This window comes from Staphylococcus haemolyticus (assembly GCF_006094395.1).
GTDB classification, from domain to species: Bacteria; Bacillota; Bacilli; order Staphylococcales; family Staphylococcaceae; genus Staphylococcus; species Staphylococcus haemolyticus.
In genome coordinates this window covers 1,054,107-1,071,495 of sequence record NZ_CP035291.1, presented here as the reverse complement: position 1 = coordinate 1,071,495, position 17,389 = coordinate 1,054,107, and the positions used below count along the sequence as shown (strand labels likewise).

Annotated in this window: 17 protein-coding genes and 8 tRNA genes; 7 read left to right on the top strand and 18 right to left on the bottom strand. The window is 31.9% G+C overall.

All coding sequences use genetic code 11. The features are described from left to right. Positions 1–61 precede the first annotated feature (61 nt). Positions 62–1,654, top strand: coding sequence for a phosphoenolpyruvate carboxykinase (ATP) (gene pckA, locus EQ029_RS05270; RefSeq protein ID WP_037558865.1), 1,593 nt, complete (start codon positions 62–64; stop codon positions 1,652–1,654). A gap of 63 nt (positions 1,655–1,717) precedes the next feature. On the opposite strand, the gene EQ029_RS05265 is transcribed toward pckA, so the two are convergent. Both EQ029_RS05265 and ytkD read right to left on the bottom strand, forming a co-directional pair. Next, positions 1,718–2,488, bottom strand: coding sequence for an alpha/beta hydrolase family protein (locus EQ029_RS05265; RefSeq protein ID WP_016931381.1), 771 nt, complete (start codon positions 2,486–2,488; stop codon positions 1,718–1,720). Further along, positions 2,469–2,942 (bottom strand): RNA deprotection pyrophosphohydrolase, encoded by a 474-nt coding sequence (gene ytkD / locus EQ029_RS05260; RefSeq protein WP_016931380.1) that lies wholly within the window; start codon positions 2,940–2,942, stop codon positions 2,469–2,471. Before ytkD ends, EQ029_RS05265 begins: the two co-directional genes overlap by 20 nt. 66 nt (positions 2,943–3,008) lie before the next feature. Here ytkD and yidD point away from each other — a divergent pair, with 66 nt between their 5' ends. Beyond that, positions 3,009–3,245, top strand: coding sequence for a membrane protein insertion efficiency factor YidD (gene yidD, locus EQ029_RS05255; protein WP_016931379.1), 237 nt, complete (start codon positions 3,009–3,011; stop codon positions 3,243–3,245). Here the strand turns inward: yidD and menC are convergent. From menC to hemE, 14 genes are all read right to left on the bottom strand, one after another. Next, on the bottom strand, positions 3,242–4,249 hold the full coding sequence (gene menC, locus EQ029_RS05250) for an o-succinylbenzoate synthase (RefSeq protein WP_016931378.1): 1,008 nt from the start codon (positions 4,247–4,249) through the stop codon (positions 3,242–3,244). The genes yidD and menC overlap by 4 nt on opposite strands. A 1-nt stretch (position 4,250) precedes the next feature. Beyond that, on the bottom strand, positions 4,251–5,645 hold the full coding sequence (gene menE / locus EQ029_RS05245) for an o-succinylbenzoate--CoA ligase (RefSeq protein ID WP_016931377.1): 1,395 nt from the start codon (positions 5,643–5,645) through the stop codon (positions 4,251–4,253). Positions 5,646–6,442: 797 nt separating this feature from the next. Next, a tRNA-Ser gene (locus EQ029_RS05240) sits at positions 6,443–6,532 on the bottom strand. Between the two features lie 59 nt (positions 6,533–6,591). Next, a tRNA-Glu gene (locus EQ029_RS05235) sits at positions 6,592–6,663 on the bottom strand. 1 nt (position 6,664) lies between these two features. Continuing rightward, positions 6,665–6,739: transfer RNA gene (locus EQ029_RS05230), tRNA-Asn, on the bottom strand. 9 nt (positions 6,740–6,748) lie between these two features. Continuing rightward, a tRNA-Gly gene (locus tag EQ029_RS05225) sits at positions 6,749–6,822 on the bottom strand. 14 nt (positions 6,823–6,836) lie between these two features. Next, positions 6,837–6,912 (bottom strand) — tRNA-His (locus tag EQ029_RS05220). A gap of 13 nt (positions 6,913–6,925) precedes the next feature. Further along, positions 6,926–6,998: transfer RNA gene (locus EQ029_RS05215), tRNA-Phe, on the bottom strand. A gap of 11 nt (positions 6,999–7,009) precedes the next feature. Beyond that, positions 7,010–7,085, bottom strand: a tRNA-Asp gene (locus EQ029_RS05210). A gap of 15 nt (positions 7,086–7,100) precedes the next feature. Continuing rightward, positions 7,101–7,174, bottom strand: a tRNA-Met gene (locus EQ029_RS05205). 394 nt (positions 7,175–7,568) lie between these two features. Continuing rightward, a complete protein-coding gene (locus EQ029_RS05200) occupies positions 7,569–8,129 on the bottom strand; it encodes an RBBP9/YdeN family alpha/beta hydrolase (protein WP_016931386.1) in 561 nt (186 codons plus the stop codon). A gap of 99 nt (positions 8,130–8,228) precedes the next feature. Then, positions 8,229–9,623 (bottom strand): protoporphyrinogen oxidase, encoded by a 1,395-nt coding sequence (hemY, locus tag EQ029_RS05195; protein ID WP_016931387.1) that lies wholly within the window; start codon positions 9,621–9,623, stop codon positions 8,229–8,231. Positions 9,624–9,641: 18 nt separating this feature from the next. After that, positions 9,642–10,565 carry a ferrochelatase gene (gene hemH / locus EQ029_RS05190; protein ID WP_011275430.1) on the bottom strand — a complete coding sequence of 308 codons (924 nt, stop codon included), beginning with the start codon at positions 10,563–10,565 and terminating at the stop codon, positions 9,642–9,644. A 36-nt stretch (positions 10,566–10,601) separates the two neighbouring features. After that, a complete protein-coding gene (gene hemE / locus EQ029_RS05185) occupies positions 10,602–11,636 on the bottom strand; it encodes a uroporphyrinogen decarboxylase (RefSeq protein ID WP_057504775.1) in 1,035 nt (344 codons plus the stop codon). Between the two features lie 287 nt (positions 11,637–11,923). Between hemE and EQ029_RS05180 the strand changes: the two genes are divergently transcribed. Further along, the gene (locus EQ029_RS05180) at positions 11,924–12,424 is read left to right on the top strand and encodes a hypothetical protein (RefSeq protein ID WP_011275428.1); all 501 of its coding nucleotides are present in this window, start codon (positions 11,924–11,926) and stop codon (positions 12,422–12,424) included. Positions 12,425–12,483: 59 nt separating this feature from the next. Here the strand turns inward: EQ029_RS05180 and ecsB are convergent, their stop codons facing one another. Beyond that, positions 12,484–13,707: an ABC transporter permease EcsB gene (ecsB, locus tag EQ029_RS05175; protein WP_057504774.1), complete on the bottom strand. Its 1,224-nt coding sequence runs from the start codon at positions 13,705–13,707 to the stop codon at positions 12,484–12,486. Further along, positions 13,700–14,440 carry an ABC transporter ATP-binding protein EcsA gene (ecsA, locus tag EQ029_RS05170; protein ID WP_011275426.1) on the bottom strand — a complete coding sequence of 247 codons (741 nt, stop codon included), beginning with the start codon at positions 14,438–14,440 and terminating at the stop codon, positions 13,700–13,702. Before ecsA ends, ecsB begins: the two co-directional genes overlap by 8 nt. Before the next feature lie 130 nt (positions 14,441–14,570). On the opposite strand from ecsA, the gene EQ029_RS05165 reads away from it, so the two are divergent. From EQ029_RS05165 to prsA, 4 genes are all read left to right on the top strand, one after another. Further along, a complete protein-coding gene (locus tag EQ029_RS05165) occupies positions 14,571–14,996 on the top strand; it encodes an HIT family protein (RefSeq protein ID WP_016931389.1) in 426 nt (141 codons plus the stop codon). A 142-nt stretch (positions 14,997–15,138) separates the two neighbouring features. Further along, positions 15,139–15,513: a YtxH domain-containing protein gene (locus tag EQ029_RS05160; protein ID WP_011275424.1), complete on the top strand. Its 375-nt coding sequence runs from the start codon at positions 15,139–15,141 to the stop codon at positions 15,511–15,513. Positions 15,514–15,674: 161 nt separating this feature from the next. Continuing rightward, positions 15,675–16,232 carry a DUF3267 domain-containing protein gene (locus EQ029_RS05155; protein ID WP_011275423.1) on the top strand — a complete coding sequence of 186 codons (558 nt, stop codon included), beginning with the start codon at positions 15,675–15,677 and terminating at the stop codon, positions 16,230–16,232. Positions 16,233–16,404: 172 nt separating this feature from the next. Further along, positions 16,405–17,379, top strand: coding sequence for a peptidylprolyl isomerase PrsA (gene prsA / locus EQ029_RS05150; protein WP_011275422.1), 975 nt, complete (start codon positions 16,405–16,407; stop codon positions 17,377–17,379). Positions 17,380–17,389 lie beyond the last annotated feature (10 nt).

The following is a 17,389-nucleotide window of genomic DNA, read 5'->3' as shown; positions in this document are numbered from 1 at the left end:
CTATTTTCATGTAAAGGCTTACAATATTGAATTTCTATAACACACGCTGGAGGGATTGGGTATGTCAGTAGATACATACGGCGAAACACCTAAAATTAAAAAATTATTGGAAAAAGAAAGCTCTCTTTTTCAGCTTTCAACAACTCAACTTTATTACAAAATTATGGATAATAATGAAGGAGAATTAACTGAACTTGGTGCTATCAATGCGAGCACAGGTAAATACACTGGACGTTCACCTAAAGATAAATTCATTGTTACAGAACCTTCTTATAAAGATAATATTCATTGGGGAGATATCAACCAACCTATCGATGAAGAAACTTTCTTAAATCTCTACTCTAAAGTTTTAGACTATCTTGATAAAAAAGACGAACTTTACGTTTTTAATGGTTATGCAGGTAGTGACAAAGACACACAATTGAAACTTACAGTTATCAATGAACTTGCATGGCACAACCTTTTTGCTCAAAACATGTTTATCCGCCCAGATTCTAAAGAAGAAGCTAGTAATATAAAACCTAACTTCACAATTGTTTCAGCACCTCACTTTAAAGCTGATCCTGAAGTTGATGGAACTAAATCTGAAACTTTTGTTATCATTTCATTCAAACATAAAACCATTTTAATTGGTGGTACAGAGTATGCTGGTGAGATGAAAAAAGGTATCTTCTCAGTAATGAACTATTTGCTTCCAATGCAAGATATTATGAGTATGCATTGTTCTGCGAATGTTGGAGATAAAGGAGACGTAGCCTTATTCTTCGGATTATCAGGTACAGGTAAAACAACTTTATCAGCAGCACCTGATAGAAAATTGATTGGTGATGATGAACACGGTTGGAATAAAAACGGTATTTTCAATATTGAAGGTGGTTGTTACGCAAAAGCAATCAACCTTTCTAAAGAAAAAGAACCTCAAATTTATAACGCGATTCAATACGGTACTATATTAGAGAATACTGTGGTTAACGAGCGTGGTGTTGTTGATTTCGATGATAATTCATATACTGAAAATACACGTGCTGCTTATCCAATTCATCACATTGATAATATTGTATTACCATCTAAAGCAGCACATCCTAATACAATAATTTTCTTAACTGCTGACGCATTTGGTGTACTTCCACCTATTGCTAAATTAACTAAATCTCAAGCGATGTACCATTTCTTAAGTGGTTTCACTTCTAAATTAGCTGGAACTGAGCGTGGCGTTACTGAACCAGAACCATCATTCTCAACTTGTTTTGGTGCACCTTTCTTACCACTTAATCCTATTAAATATGCAGATTTATTAGGTGAGCTAATAGATAAACATGAGGTTGATGTATATTTAGTTAACACTGGCTGGACTGGTGGTAAATACGGCGTAGGTAGACGTATTAGTCTACATTACACTCGTTATATGGTAGATCAAGCAATTAAAGGTAAATTGAAAAATGCAGAGTTCACAAAAGATGAGAAATTTGGTTTAAGTATTCCTACTGAAATGGAAGATGTTCCAAAAACAATACTGAATCCAATTAATGCTTGGAGTGATTCTGATAAATATCGCGCTCAAGCGGATGACTTAATTAAACGTTTTGAAGAAAACTTCAAGAAATTCGGTCCAGAAGTTGAAGAAATTGCTAACACTGGTGGCTTTAACAAATAATTAATATTTATTAAAAAGACAATGTATAAGGCATACTATACTGAAACCTTATACGTTGTCTTATTATATTTCTTCACATTTCGTCATCCATTGATGCACATAATCGAGCGCTAATTTCATTGCTTGTGGTCTAGGTACATGCCCTTCATCAAGTTGATAAAATGTATCATGAACAACACCTTTTAATTTCAATTGTTCTTCCAAGTAATTGGCATGATGAATACCTACTTGTTTATCCTTGCCACCATGAACGATTAAAATTGGTGGACTATTAGAATCAATAAGTTTTATCGCATCTCTTTGGTCATAAGATTCTTTATTTTTGGAAGGATGTCCTACCATTCGACGCAACATCCCTCTTAAATCAGTACGTTCTTCATACATCAAGTGCATACTTGATACACCACCCCAGATGATGTAACTATCGACTGGGTAATCTTGATATGTAAGTAGTCCTTGTATTCCACCTCTTGAAAAACCAATCATGTGTATATATGCATTAGGAAATCGTTGTTTAAGTATCTTTATGAGATAGGTAACATCTTTTAAATCAGCGTTAGCAAACTCATCTCTACCTTCACTTCCATTACTTCCTCTATAATAAGGACCTACAACTAAGGTATTATCATTTGCAAACTGCATTAGTCTTGCTGCACGTACACGTCCGACTTGTCCCTTACCTCCTCGCAAATATACTACGATTCTTTTTACTGTCTTCGTTAAAGGACACATCTGTAATGCTTTTACTTTTAAGCCATCAACTTTATAAGTAATTTCATCGAATTGGTGTGTTCTTGATGCTATAGGCATTTTCTTAGTCACGATAATATCCAAGTTCTATCATCCTCTCAACACATTTAAGAATTGCATTATCTTGTATTAAATAACTTTGTTTATCTAATGGAATAGAATTAATATTATCAAATAATAATGGCCCTCTCGTTTCTAAATAATCACTTTTCTCTTTAAATGATTTAACCTTCACGATATATACATCTTTTTTGAAAATTGAGTTATCGAATGTATGAACCTGATATTGAGCAATATAATCTATCGTTTCAGGTATGCCTCCTGTTTCTTCAAAAAGCTCTCTCTTGATAGCTTGTATGCTTTCTTCTCCTTTTTCAACCTTACCACCCGGGAACTCGATGCCACGTAATTTATGATGGGTAAATAGTAACTGACTCTGATATAACGGAATAGCTAAAACATGATTACCATCTGGATGGTCGTTGTTCGTTTTGTAACACATTGTGACACGTCTATTATCTTTATCTAGAAACTCCATGTTCCATACTACTCCCTTCAATATGTTAAACTTATTTATAATCGTATTACTTGTTGGAGGCCTATAATGTTAAAAAAATTATTTCTTGGAATAATCCATATATATCAACGCTATATTTCACCTATGACACCACCCACATGCCGATTTTATCCTACGTGTTCAGAATATACACGAGAAGCGATTGAAGTTTACGGCCCACTCAAAGGCGGCTACATGGGAATACGTCGCATTCTTAAATGTCATCCACTACATAAAGGTGGATTTGATCCAGTTCCTTTAAAAAAGGATAAACATAGACACTAATTTAATTTAAGTAATTTTGATTTATCGATTTGAGGGGGGGAAAATGAAATCATCCCCTCTTTTAATTTACCGACACCTTGCGTGAAATCGTCAGTAAAATAATAACCATCTGGAGTTACATCCCCAGGATAATCACCTTCTCGAGCTAATAATGCAGTAAAGTAACGACTTAGTCCATATTCGTACATTCCACCTATAACCACTTTAATATCAATTGATTTCAATTCACGAATCAATGATTGTACTCTATCAAGACCACCAACTCTAAATGGTTTAACAATCACTACTTTAACCGGGAATTGGTTAACAATTGAAATAATACTATTGATATCAGTAGCTTTTTCATCGAGTGCAATTGCAGGGTATTGTGTATGATCAATGTGTAAAGTTGAAGAAAGCGATTTAAATGGTTCTTCTATATAAAGTATATTTTGGTCATTTATAGATTCTAATTTTTGAAAATCAGAAACATCTAGTGACTCATTAGCATCTAATGCTAATTCAAAATCATAAGGCAATATGTCATCTAAAAGTGAGATGTCATCATTCAGTTGACCTGTCCATTTTAACTTTATACGTTTGGGTTGAGTTTGTTTTAAATAATCAAGTTGTTGTGCACTTATGCCACTTATCGTTGCACCATACGCTACTTTAAACTTCGGTAAATCATGATACATCTGATAAATCGCCATAACTACAGTACTTCTCGCTGTGGGATAATTGTCAAGTATATCTAAATATGGTTTCCAATCTTCATATTTATGAACAGACTTTTTAACAATACTTTCTGACCATTGTGAAAGTATTTCTTGTACAGTTTCAATCGTTTCTTCGTTGTACCAATTTGTTTCAAATGCATTGCACTCTCCAAAAAAAGATTGATCCTCTTCACTTAAAATTTCAACAATAAGTGCTTTTCGGTATGTCAATTTAACTTTGGGAGTTACAATTGGATCTCTAAATTCATGATTGTAAAGATAAAAATTTACTGCTTTAATCCTCATATTATTGTCCTTTATTAATCATTTTGTTGCGTTGTAATTTACCTGTAGAAGTGTACGGTAAACTTTCAACCTGATGAAAGGCTTTGGGTACTTTATATTTTGCCAAATACGTTTTCAAATATTTAGTTAATTCTATTTCTGGAATTGTATCATCCGAAACATAATATAGTACTGGTATTTGACCCCATGTCTCATCCTCTTGCGCTACACATACAGCGTCATTAATATCTGAATGTGTTTTAGCAATTGATTCAATCTCATATGGATAAATATTTTCCCCACCACTTATGATCAAATCTTTGCGACGATCATAAACCATCACAAATCCTTCCTCATCAATTTCTGCTATATCACCAGTCTTAAAGTATCCATCCTCAAAAGTATCGCTCAACCCTGCTGGATATAAATAACCGTTCATTACATTATTCCCTTTTATGAGAAGTTCGCCATGACCTTCACTATTTGGATGTTTAATACGTACATTAACGTTTTCACTTGGTTTGCCGACAGTATCATACCGTTGTGCAAGCATCTCGGGTGTAGCAGTTAGAAATTGAGAACACGTTTCTGTCATTCCAAATGAATTGTATATCGGTAACTGATAATTTAGGGCTTCATCAATTAATGTAGTTGATAATTTGGCACCTCCAAGTAATATTTTCTCAATTGAGAACGGTTGGTTTAATCCTGCATCCATAAGCCATTTAAGCGTTTGTGGGACTAGTGATATATGGGTAGGTCCTTCTTCCTTAATGATCGATAACATCGTTTGTGTATTATATTTTTCCAATATACGTACCGTAAAACCCTCAATTATAGAACGTAATAAAACACTAAGACCTGAAATATGATATATCGGTAAAACAGATAACCATTTAGTGGTTTCATCATATCCTAAACTTTCTTTACACCCAATTGCACTTGCATAATGATTTTTAAAGGTTTGTGGTACTGCTTTTTGAGGACCTGTCGTTCCAGATGTAAACATAATCGAAGCAATTCGATCATAATTACATGTTTGATTATTGATACGTTTTGAATATTGTTCTATTTCAGATATATGTATTACATTAAAATCCGACAAGTGAAATGGTTGCGTCGTTAATATTGTTGATACATTGATGGAATTCATTTGATTTATCATTTCAGTTTCTGTTAATCGCGTGTTTAGCATTGCTATTTCAACATTAGCTAACCAACAAGCGTTAATCAGCGTGATAGACGCAATATCGTTTTTAATATACAATCCTACTCTATTATTATTTAAAGAAAGAATTTGTTCTGATATTGAAAATGCTTTATCATACAATTCCTTAAAAGTTATAGAATGATTTCCATCTGTAACTGCTACCTTATCTCTATTTTTAATACTTTGTTCTTTTAACCAAAAATCCACTATTCATTCCTCCATATAGATACATTCTAATTATAACGATATTTGAGTTAGTTAGCATTGGTTGTGTTTAAGAAGTAGCATATTTAAATGACGTTAACTTATAAGTATAAAGATTTAAAGTGCATTTCAACTATTAAATAATAAGCTACTTTTTATTTAAAAAATAAAAAGAGTTTAAAGTGATAATCACCACTTCAAACTCTGATAAACTATGATATTCAATTATTGCCAAGCCTCATAGCAGGCTGGCTACTGTGTTCAATGTATTTCGTTTTATAAGCTCCACGCATTGTCGTTGACCCAATAATATTATAATATATTTATATAATAATGTAAGTATAAAAATTTGATTGTTCTTAAATTTTCGTATCTCGATCCATAATCTAATAGTTGAATGACAGCAACATGATTAAAAACTGAACATGTTTATTGCATTTATCTAATTTTTTAATACTTTTTAATATTAATATGATATGAGAAAAGAGCTAGCGTATCCACTACTCTAGCTCCTTTTTTCTGCTTGTGTTGAAATTTTCATTTCAAATCCTCGAAATTCAATGTATTTCGTTTTATAAGCTCCACGCATTGTCGTTTACCTATGAATATTATAATATATTTATACAATAAAATCAAAATTTTTATAATAACTAATCACATAGATTCTAATTAATTTAAGTAGCATGTATTATCACTTATTAACGATAAAAAAAGCAAGGTCAACGTGCCAGAAATTTTATTTTCTAGACACTTCTTTGACACTTGCTCACTCTAAACCATATTATGATAGACTTTTATAATGGAGAACAAGGGATTCGAACCCTTGAAGCGCTTGTGGCGCTTACACACTTTCCAGGCGTGCTCCTTCGGCCAGACTCGGACAGTTCTCCTCAATATTAATAACTAAATTACATAAAAAAACAGAAGCGATATTTCACTTCTGTTTGTATGACTCCTACGGGACTCGAACCCGTGTTACCGCCGTGAAAGGGCGGTGTCTTAACCGCTTGACCAAGGAGCCATGGCTCCGCAGGTAGGATTCGAACCTACGACCGATCGGTTAACAGCCGATAGCTCTACCACTGAGCTACTGCGGAATAATATGATGGAGCGGGTGATGGGAATCGAACCCACAACATCAGCTTGGAAGGCTGAGGTTTTGCCATTAAACTACACCCGCGTAGTAAACGATTATGGGGCGGTTGAAGGGAATCGAACCCTCGAATGTCGGAACCACAATCCGATGCGTTAACCACTTCGCCACAACCGCCAAAATGATTGAATGGTTCAGGACAGAGTCGAACTGCCGACACATGGAGCTTCAATCCATTGCTCTACCAACTGAGCTACTGAACCGTAATAAGTAATGGCGGTCTCGACGGGAATCGAACCCGCGATCTCCTGCGTGACAGGCAGGCGTGTTAACCGCTACACTACGAGACCTATTAAAACTATGTATTGCGGGAGGCGGATTTGAACCACCGACCTTCGGGTTATGAGCCCGACGAGCTACCGAACTGCTCCATCCCGCGCTAATATTATTTACGTCTCAAAAATCAGTACTTAACAAGTATATCATTTTATATTATCTAATGTCAATAATAATTTTAAATAAATTTTACATTCATTTAATCGAATCTTCATATTGAAATGGGACAATTGACTAATAGTAATCGCCTTTCGAATACTTTATTAGTATATATAGTATCATTAACTTAGTCAATAAGTATTCTAAACTATTTTGTGTAAAAAAACGCTACATTTAAAATATTTTAATTAAAGATACCAATTGGATATCTAATTACACTTGAAAGTATCTCTATATTTAATTATCAACCTTATTAATAATAAAAAGTAGGTAGCTTTAACTCCCTACTTAAATTAGTTTAAATGTAGAACGTATTAATAATAAAATCATATGTTTTATTATTTAGTCATGTAATGTTGCATTTTTTCTTGTAATTCAGTAAAAGATACAAAGCCCTCTTCTTCTAAGAAATGTCCACCTTCATCAACAATTTTAGTCTTACCACCTAATTCGTCAATTAAGTTTTGGGTTTCTATGTAAGAAACATAAGAATCATCTTTTGAAGCTAGTCCATAAAAGTGATTAACTTTAGTTTTAATTAAATCATAATCAACATTAAACTCCCCTACATTTATTGAATCGTCTATTTTCTTCGCATCTTCTTTAAATCCTGCTATACTGAAGAACCCCTCAAATGGTCCGTCAATTGATAGACCTTCAATGTATTTCAAAGTAGCCAATGAACCATACCCATGAGTGACAAAATAAGTATCTTTAGATAAAAGTTCAATTTGTTGATTTAATTCGAAGACCCAATTGTCTATATTATCATTCTTACTTTCATCTAAATGGAATAATTGAACATCGTAACCTTCTAGTTCTAAATTATGTTGCAACCACTTATACCAGTGGTTATGAGAATTCCCTAATTGTGAATGAACTATAATTACATTAGTCATTAATATTTTTACCTCCTCAAACTTAAATAATAATTCTCAATTTATATAACAAAACACTTTTAAAGAGGCAATTTCACCTCAAAAAAAGTGTTTAAATTATTATATTTCATCAAGCAATTCTTCCACAGCATTTTTACCTTGTTGAATACAATCTGGAAGCCCAACCGCTTCAAATGGTGCACCTGTAATTCTGAGTGCAGAATAATTATTTTTAACGTGTTGTTGAATTTTTCTTATTTGACCAATATGACCAATGTGATATTGAGGCATGCTTTTAGTCAAACGATTGACAATTGTAAACTCCGGATCTCCATGGAAAGTCATCATTTTATTTAAATCACGACGTGCGATAGTCGCAATTTCATCATCAGTATGATCTTCAACAACCGTATCACCTGGTTTACCTACATATGCTCTAATTAAAACTTTTCCTTGCGGTGTAGTAAAAGGCCATTTTTTACTAGTCCAAGTACAAGCTGTAATATTTGTATTACTTGTTCTCGCGATGACAAAACCAGTACCGTTATATGTGTTTTCAATATTCTTCTCATCAAATGCAAATACAACCGTTGCAACTGAAGTAGAATCCATCTCGTTAAAGTATTTAAAAGCTTGATCGTGATTGAACCATTTCATAAATGTTTGATGAGGCGTAGTAATTAAAATACCATCAAATTGTTCACTGTATTGATCAGTTACTATTTCATAATTGTCATTTTTAATAATGATATCTTCTACATGTGTTTGATATTTCATCTTTACGCCTTTATCTTGTACATTTTTAGCTAATGCTTCAATAAATGAACTTAATCCGTGACGAAATTGTTTAAACTGACCTTTAGGGGCACCAGGATATAATTGACGTTGTTTAATACGTTCAGCCTTTTCGTGTTGCATACCCTTGATTAAACTACCATACTTTTCCTCTTGTTCTTTAAAATTAGGAAATGTACTCATTAAACTTAATCGATCTATATCGGTACCATAGATACCACCCATGAGGGGTTCTATTAAATTTTCAAGCACTTCATTTCCTAATCGTCTTCTAAAAAACGCTCCAACTGATATATCATCCTCAATTTTTATTGGGGGTATTACCAAATCTAGTCCCGCTCTTAGCTTACCTATTGGTGAAATAAGTCTTGTTTTTAAAAACGGTTTAATATCAGTTGGGATGCCCATAATCGAACCACCTGGTATAGGATACAATTTATTTTTAGCGAAAATGTATGATTGACCTGTTTCATTAGTAATTAAATCATCTTCAAGTCCAATATCTTTTGCTATATCAGTCATGATTGTTTTTCGTCCAAGATAAGATTCAGGGCCAAGTTCTATAGTATATCCATCTTTACGATACGTCTGTATCTTTCCACCTGGTCGATTTGTCGCTTCAAAAATGGTTACATCTATATCTGGTTTATAATGTTTTAAATAATATGCGCTTGAGAGGCCAGTTATTCCTGCACCAATAATTGCAACTTTTTTACTCACATTGAGTCCCTTCCTTTATTAAAAAACTGTTTTTATTTCATCCACGATAGCATTAATAAATAATGGATTCGTGTTAGGCATTGTTGGACGGTAGTAATTTGCTCCTATCTCATCACAAACAACTTTACATTCATAATCATTATCATACAGTACTTCTAAATGCTCACATACAAAACCTACTGGCGTGTAGATAAAGTGTTTATATTGATGTTCGTTGTACAACGTTCTTGTTAAATCTTGTACATCGGGTCCTAACCAAGGTGTACCTGTGTGACCCTCAGACTGCCAGCCTTGAGCAACGTGTTTAATATTTGAAGATGTTTGTAAACGATTCATTGTATCTTTTAATTCATCAGGGTATGGATCATTATTTTTTTCAATTAAACCTTTAGGCAAACTATGAGCTGATACAACTAAGATTGTCTCATCATGTTCATCTTGAGGAATTTGCTCTAAAGTTTCATTAATTTTATTAGTCCAATACTCAATAAATTTAGGTTGGTGATAATAATGTTCAACATGATGTAAAGCAATATCGTATTTATCGGCCTCTTCTTTAGCACGTTTATTGTATGATCCAACTGAGAAACTAGAATAGTGTGGCGCTAAAACAACAGTAACAGCTTCTTTAATACCATCTTTATACATTTTTTCTACAGCTTCTTCAATATAAGGAGAAATATGCTTTAGACCTAAATACAATTTAAATTCCACATCTTCATAAACTTGATTTAAAGCATCTTTTAATGCTTCAGCTTGACGATCAGTAGTGCCAGCTAAAGGAGAAAGACCACCAATAAATTCATATCGGTCTTTTAAATCTTGTAATTCCTCATCAGTTGGTCTCTTACCATGTCTAATGTCTGTATAATATGGTTCAATATCACTCTCTTTATATGGTGTTCCATATGCCATAACTAATAAACCTACTGTCTTAGTCATTAAATAAAACCTTCCTTAATCTTTGTATTCTTAATACTATTTACTTGTATAATCATGAACAAATTGAGTAACTCGCTTTAATGTATCAGGTTGTACTTCAGGAAAAACACCGTGTCCTAAATTAAAAATGTGTTTACCTCTTTCCATGCCCTCGTCCAGAATTTCACGTACTCTTTGCTCTATTACGTCCCAAGGCGCGAGTAACAATGACGGATCTAAATTACCCTGTAACGTTTTATTAACACCCATTTTTGTAGCTGATGAGATAGACGTACGCCAATCTAATCCTAGGACATCTATTGCTAGGTCATTCCATTCATTAATTAAATGGCTTGCACCCACTCCAAACATTATGACAGGAACATCATATTTAGCTTTAATTCCGTTAATTAATTTATCCATTGAGGGTTTAATATAATAGCGATAATCTTGAACATTTAAAGCTCCAACCCATGAGTCGAAAATTTGAATCAGCTCTGCGCCCGCTTCCACCTGAGCAACCACATAGTCAATTGATACTTGTACGAGATGATTCATTAAAGCAAACCATGTTGCCTCATCCCCATACATCATTGCTTTAGTATAATTATAATTTTTTGAAGGGCCGCCCTCAATCATATAGGAAGCTAATGTAAATGGCGCACCTGTAAACCCAATTAATGGTACATTCAATTTCTCTTGTGTTAGCAATTGAATTGTTTCAAGTACATACGGTACATCACGTTTTGGATCAATTTGAGTTAATTTATCTACATCAGATACAGATTTAATTGGATTGCTAATCACTGGTCCAATACCTGATTTAATATCAACATCAACACCAATTGGTTTCAAAGGTGTCATTATATCTTTATATAAAACTGCTGCATCAGTATTGTAATTATCAACTGGTAATTGAGTTACATAAGCACATAATTCAGGTTGGTGTGTGATGTCGAAAAGTGAGTATTTCTCTTTTAATTTTCGATATTCTGGTTGTGAACGGCCAGCTTGGCGCATAAACCATACAGGTGTATGAGATGTTTTTTCACCTTTAATTGTTTGTAAAATTGAATTATTTTTATTATGCACCTTATAGTCCTCCTAAATTAAAATCATTCTTATCTATAATATCATATGCTGATATAATTATCGTTTATCTACACTTAAATGTCATAAAAAAGACAAAGCATAAATGTACATTTCAATTCATTAAATTATAATAATTTATTAAACAAAATTATAGTATATTTATATGCTTAAAAATATCCCTCAATAAGACTAAATGAATTTTTAAAATATTTAAACAATACATACAATTATTATAGCTAGTATCATTAATTAATCGTATAATATAAACAATAAAGGAGGTATGAGTCATGAACATATATACAACTTATGGGACTTATGGTTATTTAAATCAAATCCGAACAAATAATACTGATAGAAATCTATTTTTATTTTCAACAAATGATTCTTCTGTAATTATTGAAGAATCTGATGAAAAATCAATTTTAAAACATCCAACTGTTTATACAACTGTTAATGCTATTAATGACTTAGATCAAACACATTTTTACTCAGCAATATTTATCCCTTCTTCTGATGATCATGTCCATCAATTAGAAAAACGTATTGCAAATTTGGAATTAAATTTCGATAAGTTTGCCGGTTTTAAGAGTTATCGTTTTTTAAAGCCAGTGCAAGGAACAACTTACAAAGTTTATTTTGGTTTTGCTAATCGCCAAACTTACGAAGATTTTAAAGAAACAGATACATTTAAGGATTATTTTTCAAAAGATGCATTAAGACATTATTTTGGTTCTAGTAGTCAACATTCTAGCTACTTTGAGAGATATTTATATCCAATCAAGGAATAATAAAAAGGTTGCCTGTTAACTAGATTTAGTTTAACTTGTTCTAGTCATAGGCAACCTTTTTAATCTTTAAGTAGTGATTCTTGATATTGTAATTTCTTAATTGTGCTTCTAATCGTTAACCACCCTACTATAAAGAAGATTAGAGCGAAAAAGAAATATTGTGGGTAAATACTGATAAATGCAATTGAAAAAATTATTCCTATAATTAACATCAAGCGATAAAGAAATTTTTCATAGCCTTTAATCACTTCGACATCTGATACTGGCCAAACTTGAGGCCATAATCCATAGGCTTGTTGCGTATAAAATTGAGACATTTGCAATAATGTAATGTACATAAACAGACATCCAATAATTGCTGAAACAATCGGAAACGATAGCCAAATCATTAGCACTAAAGCAATGACAATCAGTCTAAATATAATACTAAAAGCATCTCTACCTCTTACAAAGCTACGTGTAAACAGATATAAATACATATTTTTAGAATTAAATTTCCGGCCTTTAGGTGTAGGTAATAAGAAATCTAAATATCTACGTCTAACTGCAGACTCTTTTAAATGTTTAACATCCGTAAACATATTTACGAATTTATAATAATTTGTATGGTGTCTTTCTTCAATATTTATCATTCGTTCCCATGGATATAAATTAACTCGATTTAATTTAGGTAACGCTAACATTCCACCAGGTAATATAAACGTAAAGATAACTCCCCAGTACATTTGGTAACCCAATACTAAGTCATATGTTACTAAATTAATCAAAAATAAAATTAAACTTATACTCCAACTTGATTGCTTTAGTTGATACCATTGCCATCTCACTTTCAATCCAATCCATGGATGTATCAATGTTAAAATACTCAAAATGATAAATGGTGTTATGAAATCACCATCTAATTTAGAAAATAACGGAAACAAGATAATGAGTATTACTAATTGTATCGCTATTCTATTAAAATAGCTGTAGCGAATGCTTAGGTTCATATAATTTTTCATATGTTTTTCAAAAGGCAATAAAAATATTCTATCCGCATCTTTTAAAAATGTTCGTATTGGAAAGATAGATGTTACAGCTAATATTATACTTGCACATAACGTATAATCTATATGTTTAGGTATATGTTGCAACCATTGACCATAACCTAATATAAATGCTCCCAATAAAATTAATAAAAATACTGAAAAATGGCCATTAAAAATAAATTTATTATAATAACGCTTTTCTTTTTGAATGGTGTTTAATCTAGATTTAAATAATGAAGTAGCTGAATTATCCATTTTCTTGACCACCTTGTGTGACATGTATATAGATGTCATCAAGTGTGTGACCACTTAAACCAGTTTGTTTACGTAGCTCCTCTAAATCACCGAAAGCAACCACTTTACCTTTATCTAAAATAATAAAACGATCACAATAACGTTCTGCAGTTGCCAAAATATGCGTACTCATTAAAACAGTACGTCCTTCATTTTTCTTTTCTACCATTAAATCCAACATGGATTGAATCCCTAGTGGATCAAGTCCTAAAAATGGTTCGTCAATAATATATAATTCTGGATTGACAATAAATGCACATATTATCATCACCTTTTGTTTCATACCTTTAGAGAAATGACTAGGAAAGACCTTTAATTCATTCTCTAATCTAAATGTTTTAAGTAAAGGTCTTGCACGTTTCATTGCTTCTTCTTTACTCAATTGATATGCCATTGCAGTCATCGCAATATGCTCTTCTAATGTTAATTCTTCATAAATAATTGGTGATTCAGGTATATAAGATAACTTTTTTCGATAAACTTCGATGTCATCTGTAATTTCTGTATTTGAGATAGAGAGATTACCCTCAGTTGGCGTTAATAAACCTAGCATATGTTTAATAGTTGTGCTTTTGCCTGCACCATTTAATCCAATTAAACCAACAATTTCCCCTGCTTTTAATTCAAAATTTATATCTTCAATAACAGGACGTTTTCCATAACCACCTGTTAAATGTTCAACTTTTACTGTCATAAGGCACCTCCATGAATAACATTGTACCAAAATTAGCTTTTAACTACTAAAATTACATTTACTTCACTAACGAAATTTTATTTTACTAATGCTATAATAAGCTATAAATACGTAAAAGGAGTGCATTCAAATGGCTGAAACTGTATTTAGTAAAATTTTATCTGGAGAGATTCCAAGCTTTAAAGTTTATGAAGATGACTTTGTTTATGCATTTTTAGATATTTCACAAGTGACTAAAGGTCATACGCTATTAATTCCTAAAAAAGCGTCACCAAATATTTTTGAAACTGATGAAGAGACAATGGCTCATATTGGTGCAGCTTTACCTAAAGTCGCTAATGCAATTAAGAAAGCTTTTAATCCTGATGGTCTAAATATCATACAAAATAATGGTGAGTTCGCAGATCAATCAGTATTCCATATTCATTTCCATTTCTTGCCACGATACGAAAATGATATCGACGGTTTCGGATACCATTGGGAAACACATGAGAACGAAATTAATGATGAACAAAAACAAGCTATCGCCAATCAAATCAAAGCGCAATTTGATTAATTCTGCATATTGAATGTCATTATAGGGTAATATACAATTATAATTAACTTGTCGAAATATGATTGTTGTAGAATCTGAAATTTATTTCATTTCTTATTCTATTATTATCCTGTAACGACATAATAAGTGAGGAGAATAGAACATGAAAATATCACGCGTATTATTTGGTATTACTGCGGGAGTAGCATCTGGAATTGCTGTTTCTTGGTTAAACCGTGATGATCAAAGCGTAAAAAATAACACGATTGATGCTAAAGAACCTACTGGGTCTCGCTCTGAATTAGAACGTGAAATTGAGTCACTTAAACGTAATTTCTTTAATATTATTGATTATGGCAAGCAAGTTAAAAATGATGGTGTCTCATATGGTAGCGAAATTGGTGATGAATTTAAAACACTAATTGGTGATTTTAAATCGGATATTAATCCTAATATCGAAAAATTACAATCACACATTGAAAATCTACAAAATCGTGGCGAAGAAATAAGTAATACTTTTTCAAAAGATAATAAATAAAGTTTTAATCATTAGATTAAACTGTGATACGGGAGTGGCGTTGAATTCATTATGAATATTTCGCTACTCTCTTTATTAATGCCAAAATTGACTTGACTGTTTTTACTGATAGTTAGATAATACGTAGCGTATATAAATAAGACCTATTAAGAGGTGTCAGTATGTTTCTATGTAAACGTCAAATTGATATTCATGCACGATTTGGTGTACCAAGAATTGCATTTTTAAGTTTTACTATTACAGTCATTGCATTTTTAATTAGTTATGAAATAATGTATTATTTTGTAAATACACCTTTGTCAGATCGACATTTTATTATCTTATTAATAATTGTTGCACTTATGTACCCTATCCATAAAGCATTACACCTTCTCTTTTTCTTACCTTATGTTAATTCATTTAGAATTCATAAATTAAACAAAAAGCGCTGGTTACCCTATTTTAATACGTATGTAAGTACGCCTGTACATAAGATATACTTTTGTATTAATTTAATTTTACCTTTTATTTTAATAACTATATTTTTGATTTTTCTAACGATGCATTTTCCGCAATATGGACATTATTTTATGTTTTTACTTGCGTTAAATTTTGGCATATCTGTAATGGATTTTTTATATCTTAAAATTATTATTTTTTCAAATGAAGGTCATTTTATCGAGGAACATCAAACAGGTATAAATATATTAAATAAAGTGCCTTATCAATCTTTTCACTGAGTATCATAGTATCGAGCTTGAAACATATATAATGCCTCAAGTTCGATACTTTTTTAATGCTTAAGCCCTACTTAATCTCATACTTTGGCAGTATCTAGCCTATTTCTAATTGGTGATGTTTTCATAATATGTTATAGTAACGTTGTTATTAATGTAAAAGGAGCTATCAACTATGAAAATTATGAATAAATTAATTGTTCCAGTAACTGCGAGTGCTTTACTTTTAGGTGCATGCGGTTCAAATGCAACAGATTCAGAAAGTAATACATTAATCTCTTCTAAAGCTGGAGATGTAAAAGTAAAAGATGTAATGAATAAAATTGGTGACGAACAAATTGCTAGTACGTCATTTAGCATTGCGTTGAATAAAATTCTAGCTGATAAATATAAAGATAAAGTCGATACAAAAGATATCGATGATGAAATTAAAAAAGAACAAAAACAATATGGTGGCAAAGATCAATTTGAAAGTATGCTTAAACAGCAAGGTATGTCTTTAGATGATTATAAAGAACAGAAAAAACTTGCCGCATATCAAAAACAATTATTAGCTGATAAAGTTAAAGTGTCAGACAAAGAACTTAAAGAAAACACTAAAAAAGCTTCTCATATTTTAATAAAAGTTAAATCAAGCAGTAGTGATAAAGAAGGTTTATCAGACAAAAAAGCTAAAGAGAAAGCTGAAAAAATTCAAAAAGAAGTTGAAAAGAACCCAGATAAATTTGGAGAAATTGCTAAGAAAGAATCTATGGATTCTTCAAGTGCCAAAAAAGATGGTTCTCTAGGTTATGTAGTTAAAGGACAAATGGTAAGTAAATTTGAAAAAGCACTATTTAAACTAAAAGAAGGTCAAGTTTCAGATGTGGTTAAAACGGACTATGGTTACCATGTCATTAAAGCCGATAAAGAGAGTGATTTTGATAAACAAAAATCTAAACTTAAAGCTAAACTAATCGAACAAAAGGTACAAAAAGATCCTAAGATTTTAACAAATGCGTATAAAGATTTATTGAAAGAATATGATGTAGATTATAAAGACAGTGATATCAAGAAAGCTGTAGAAAACACTATTTTAAATCCTGAGAAACTTAAACAACAACAGTCATCTTCAGATAGTTCTTCAGCTGCATCAGGTTTATCTTCATAATTTTCATAGT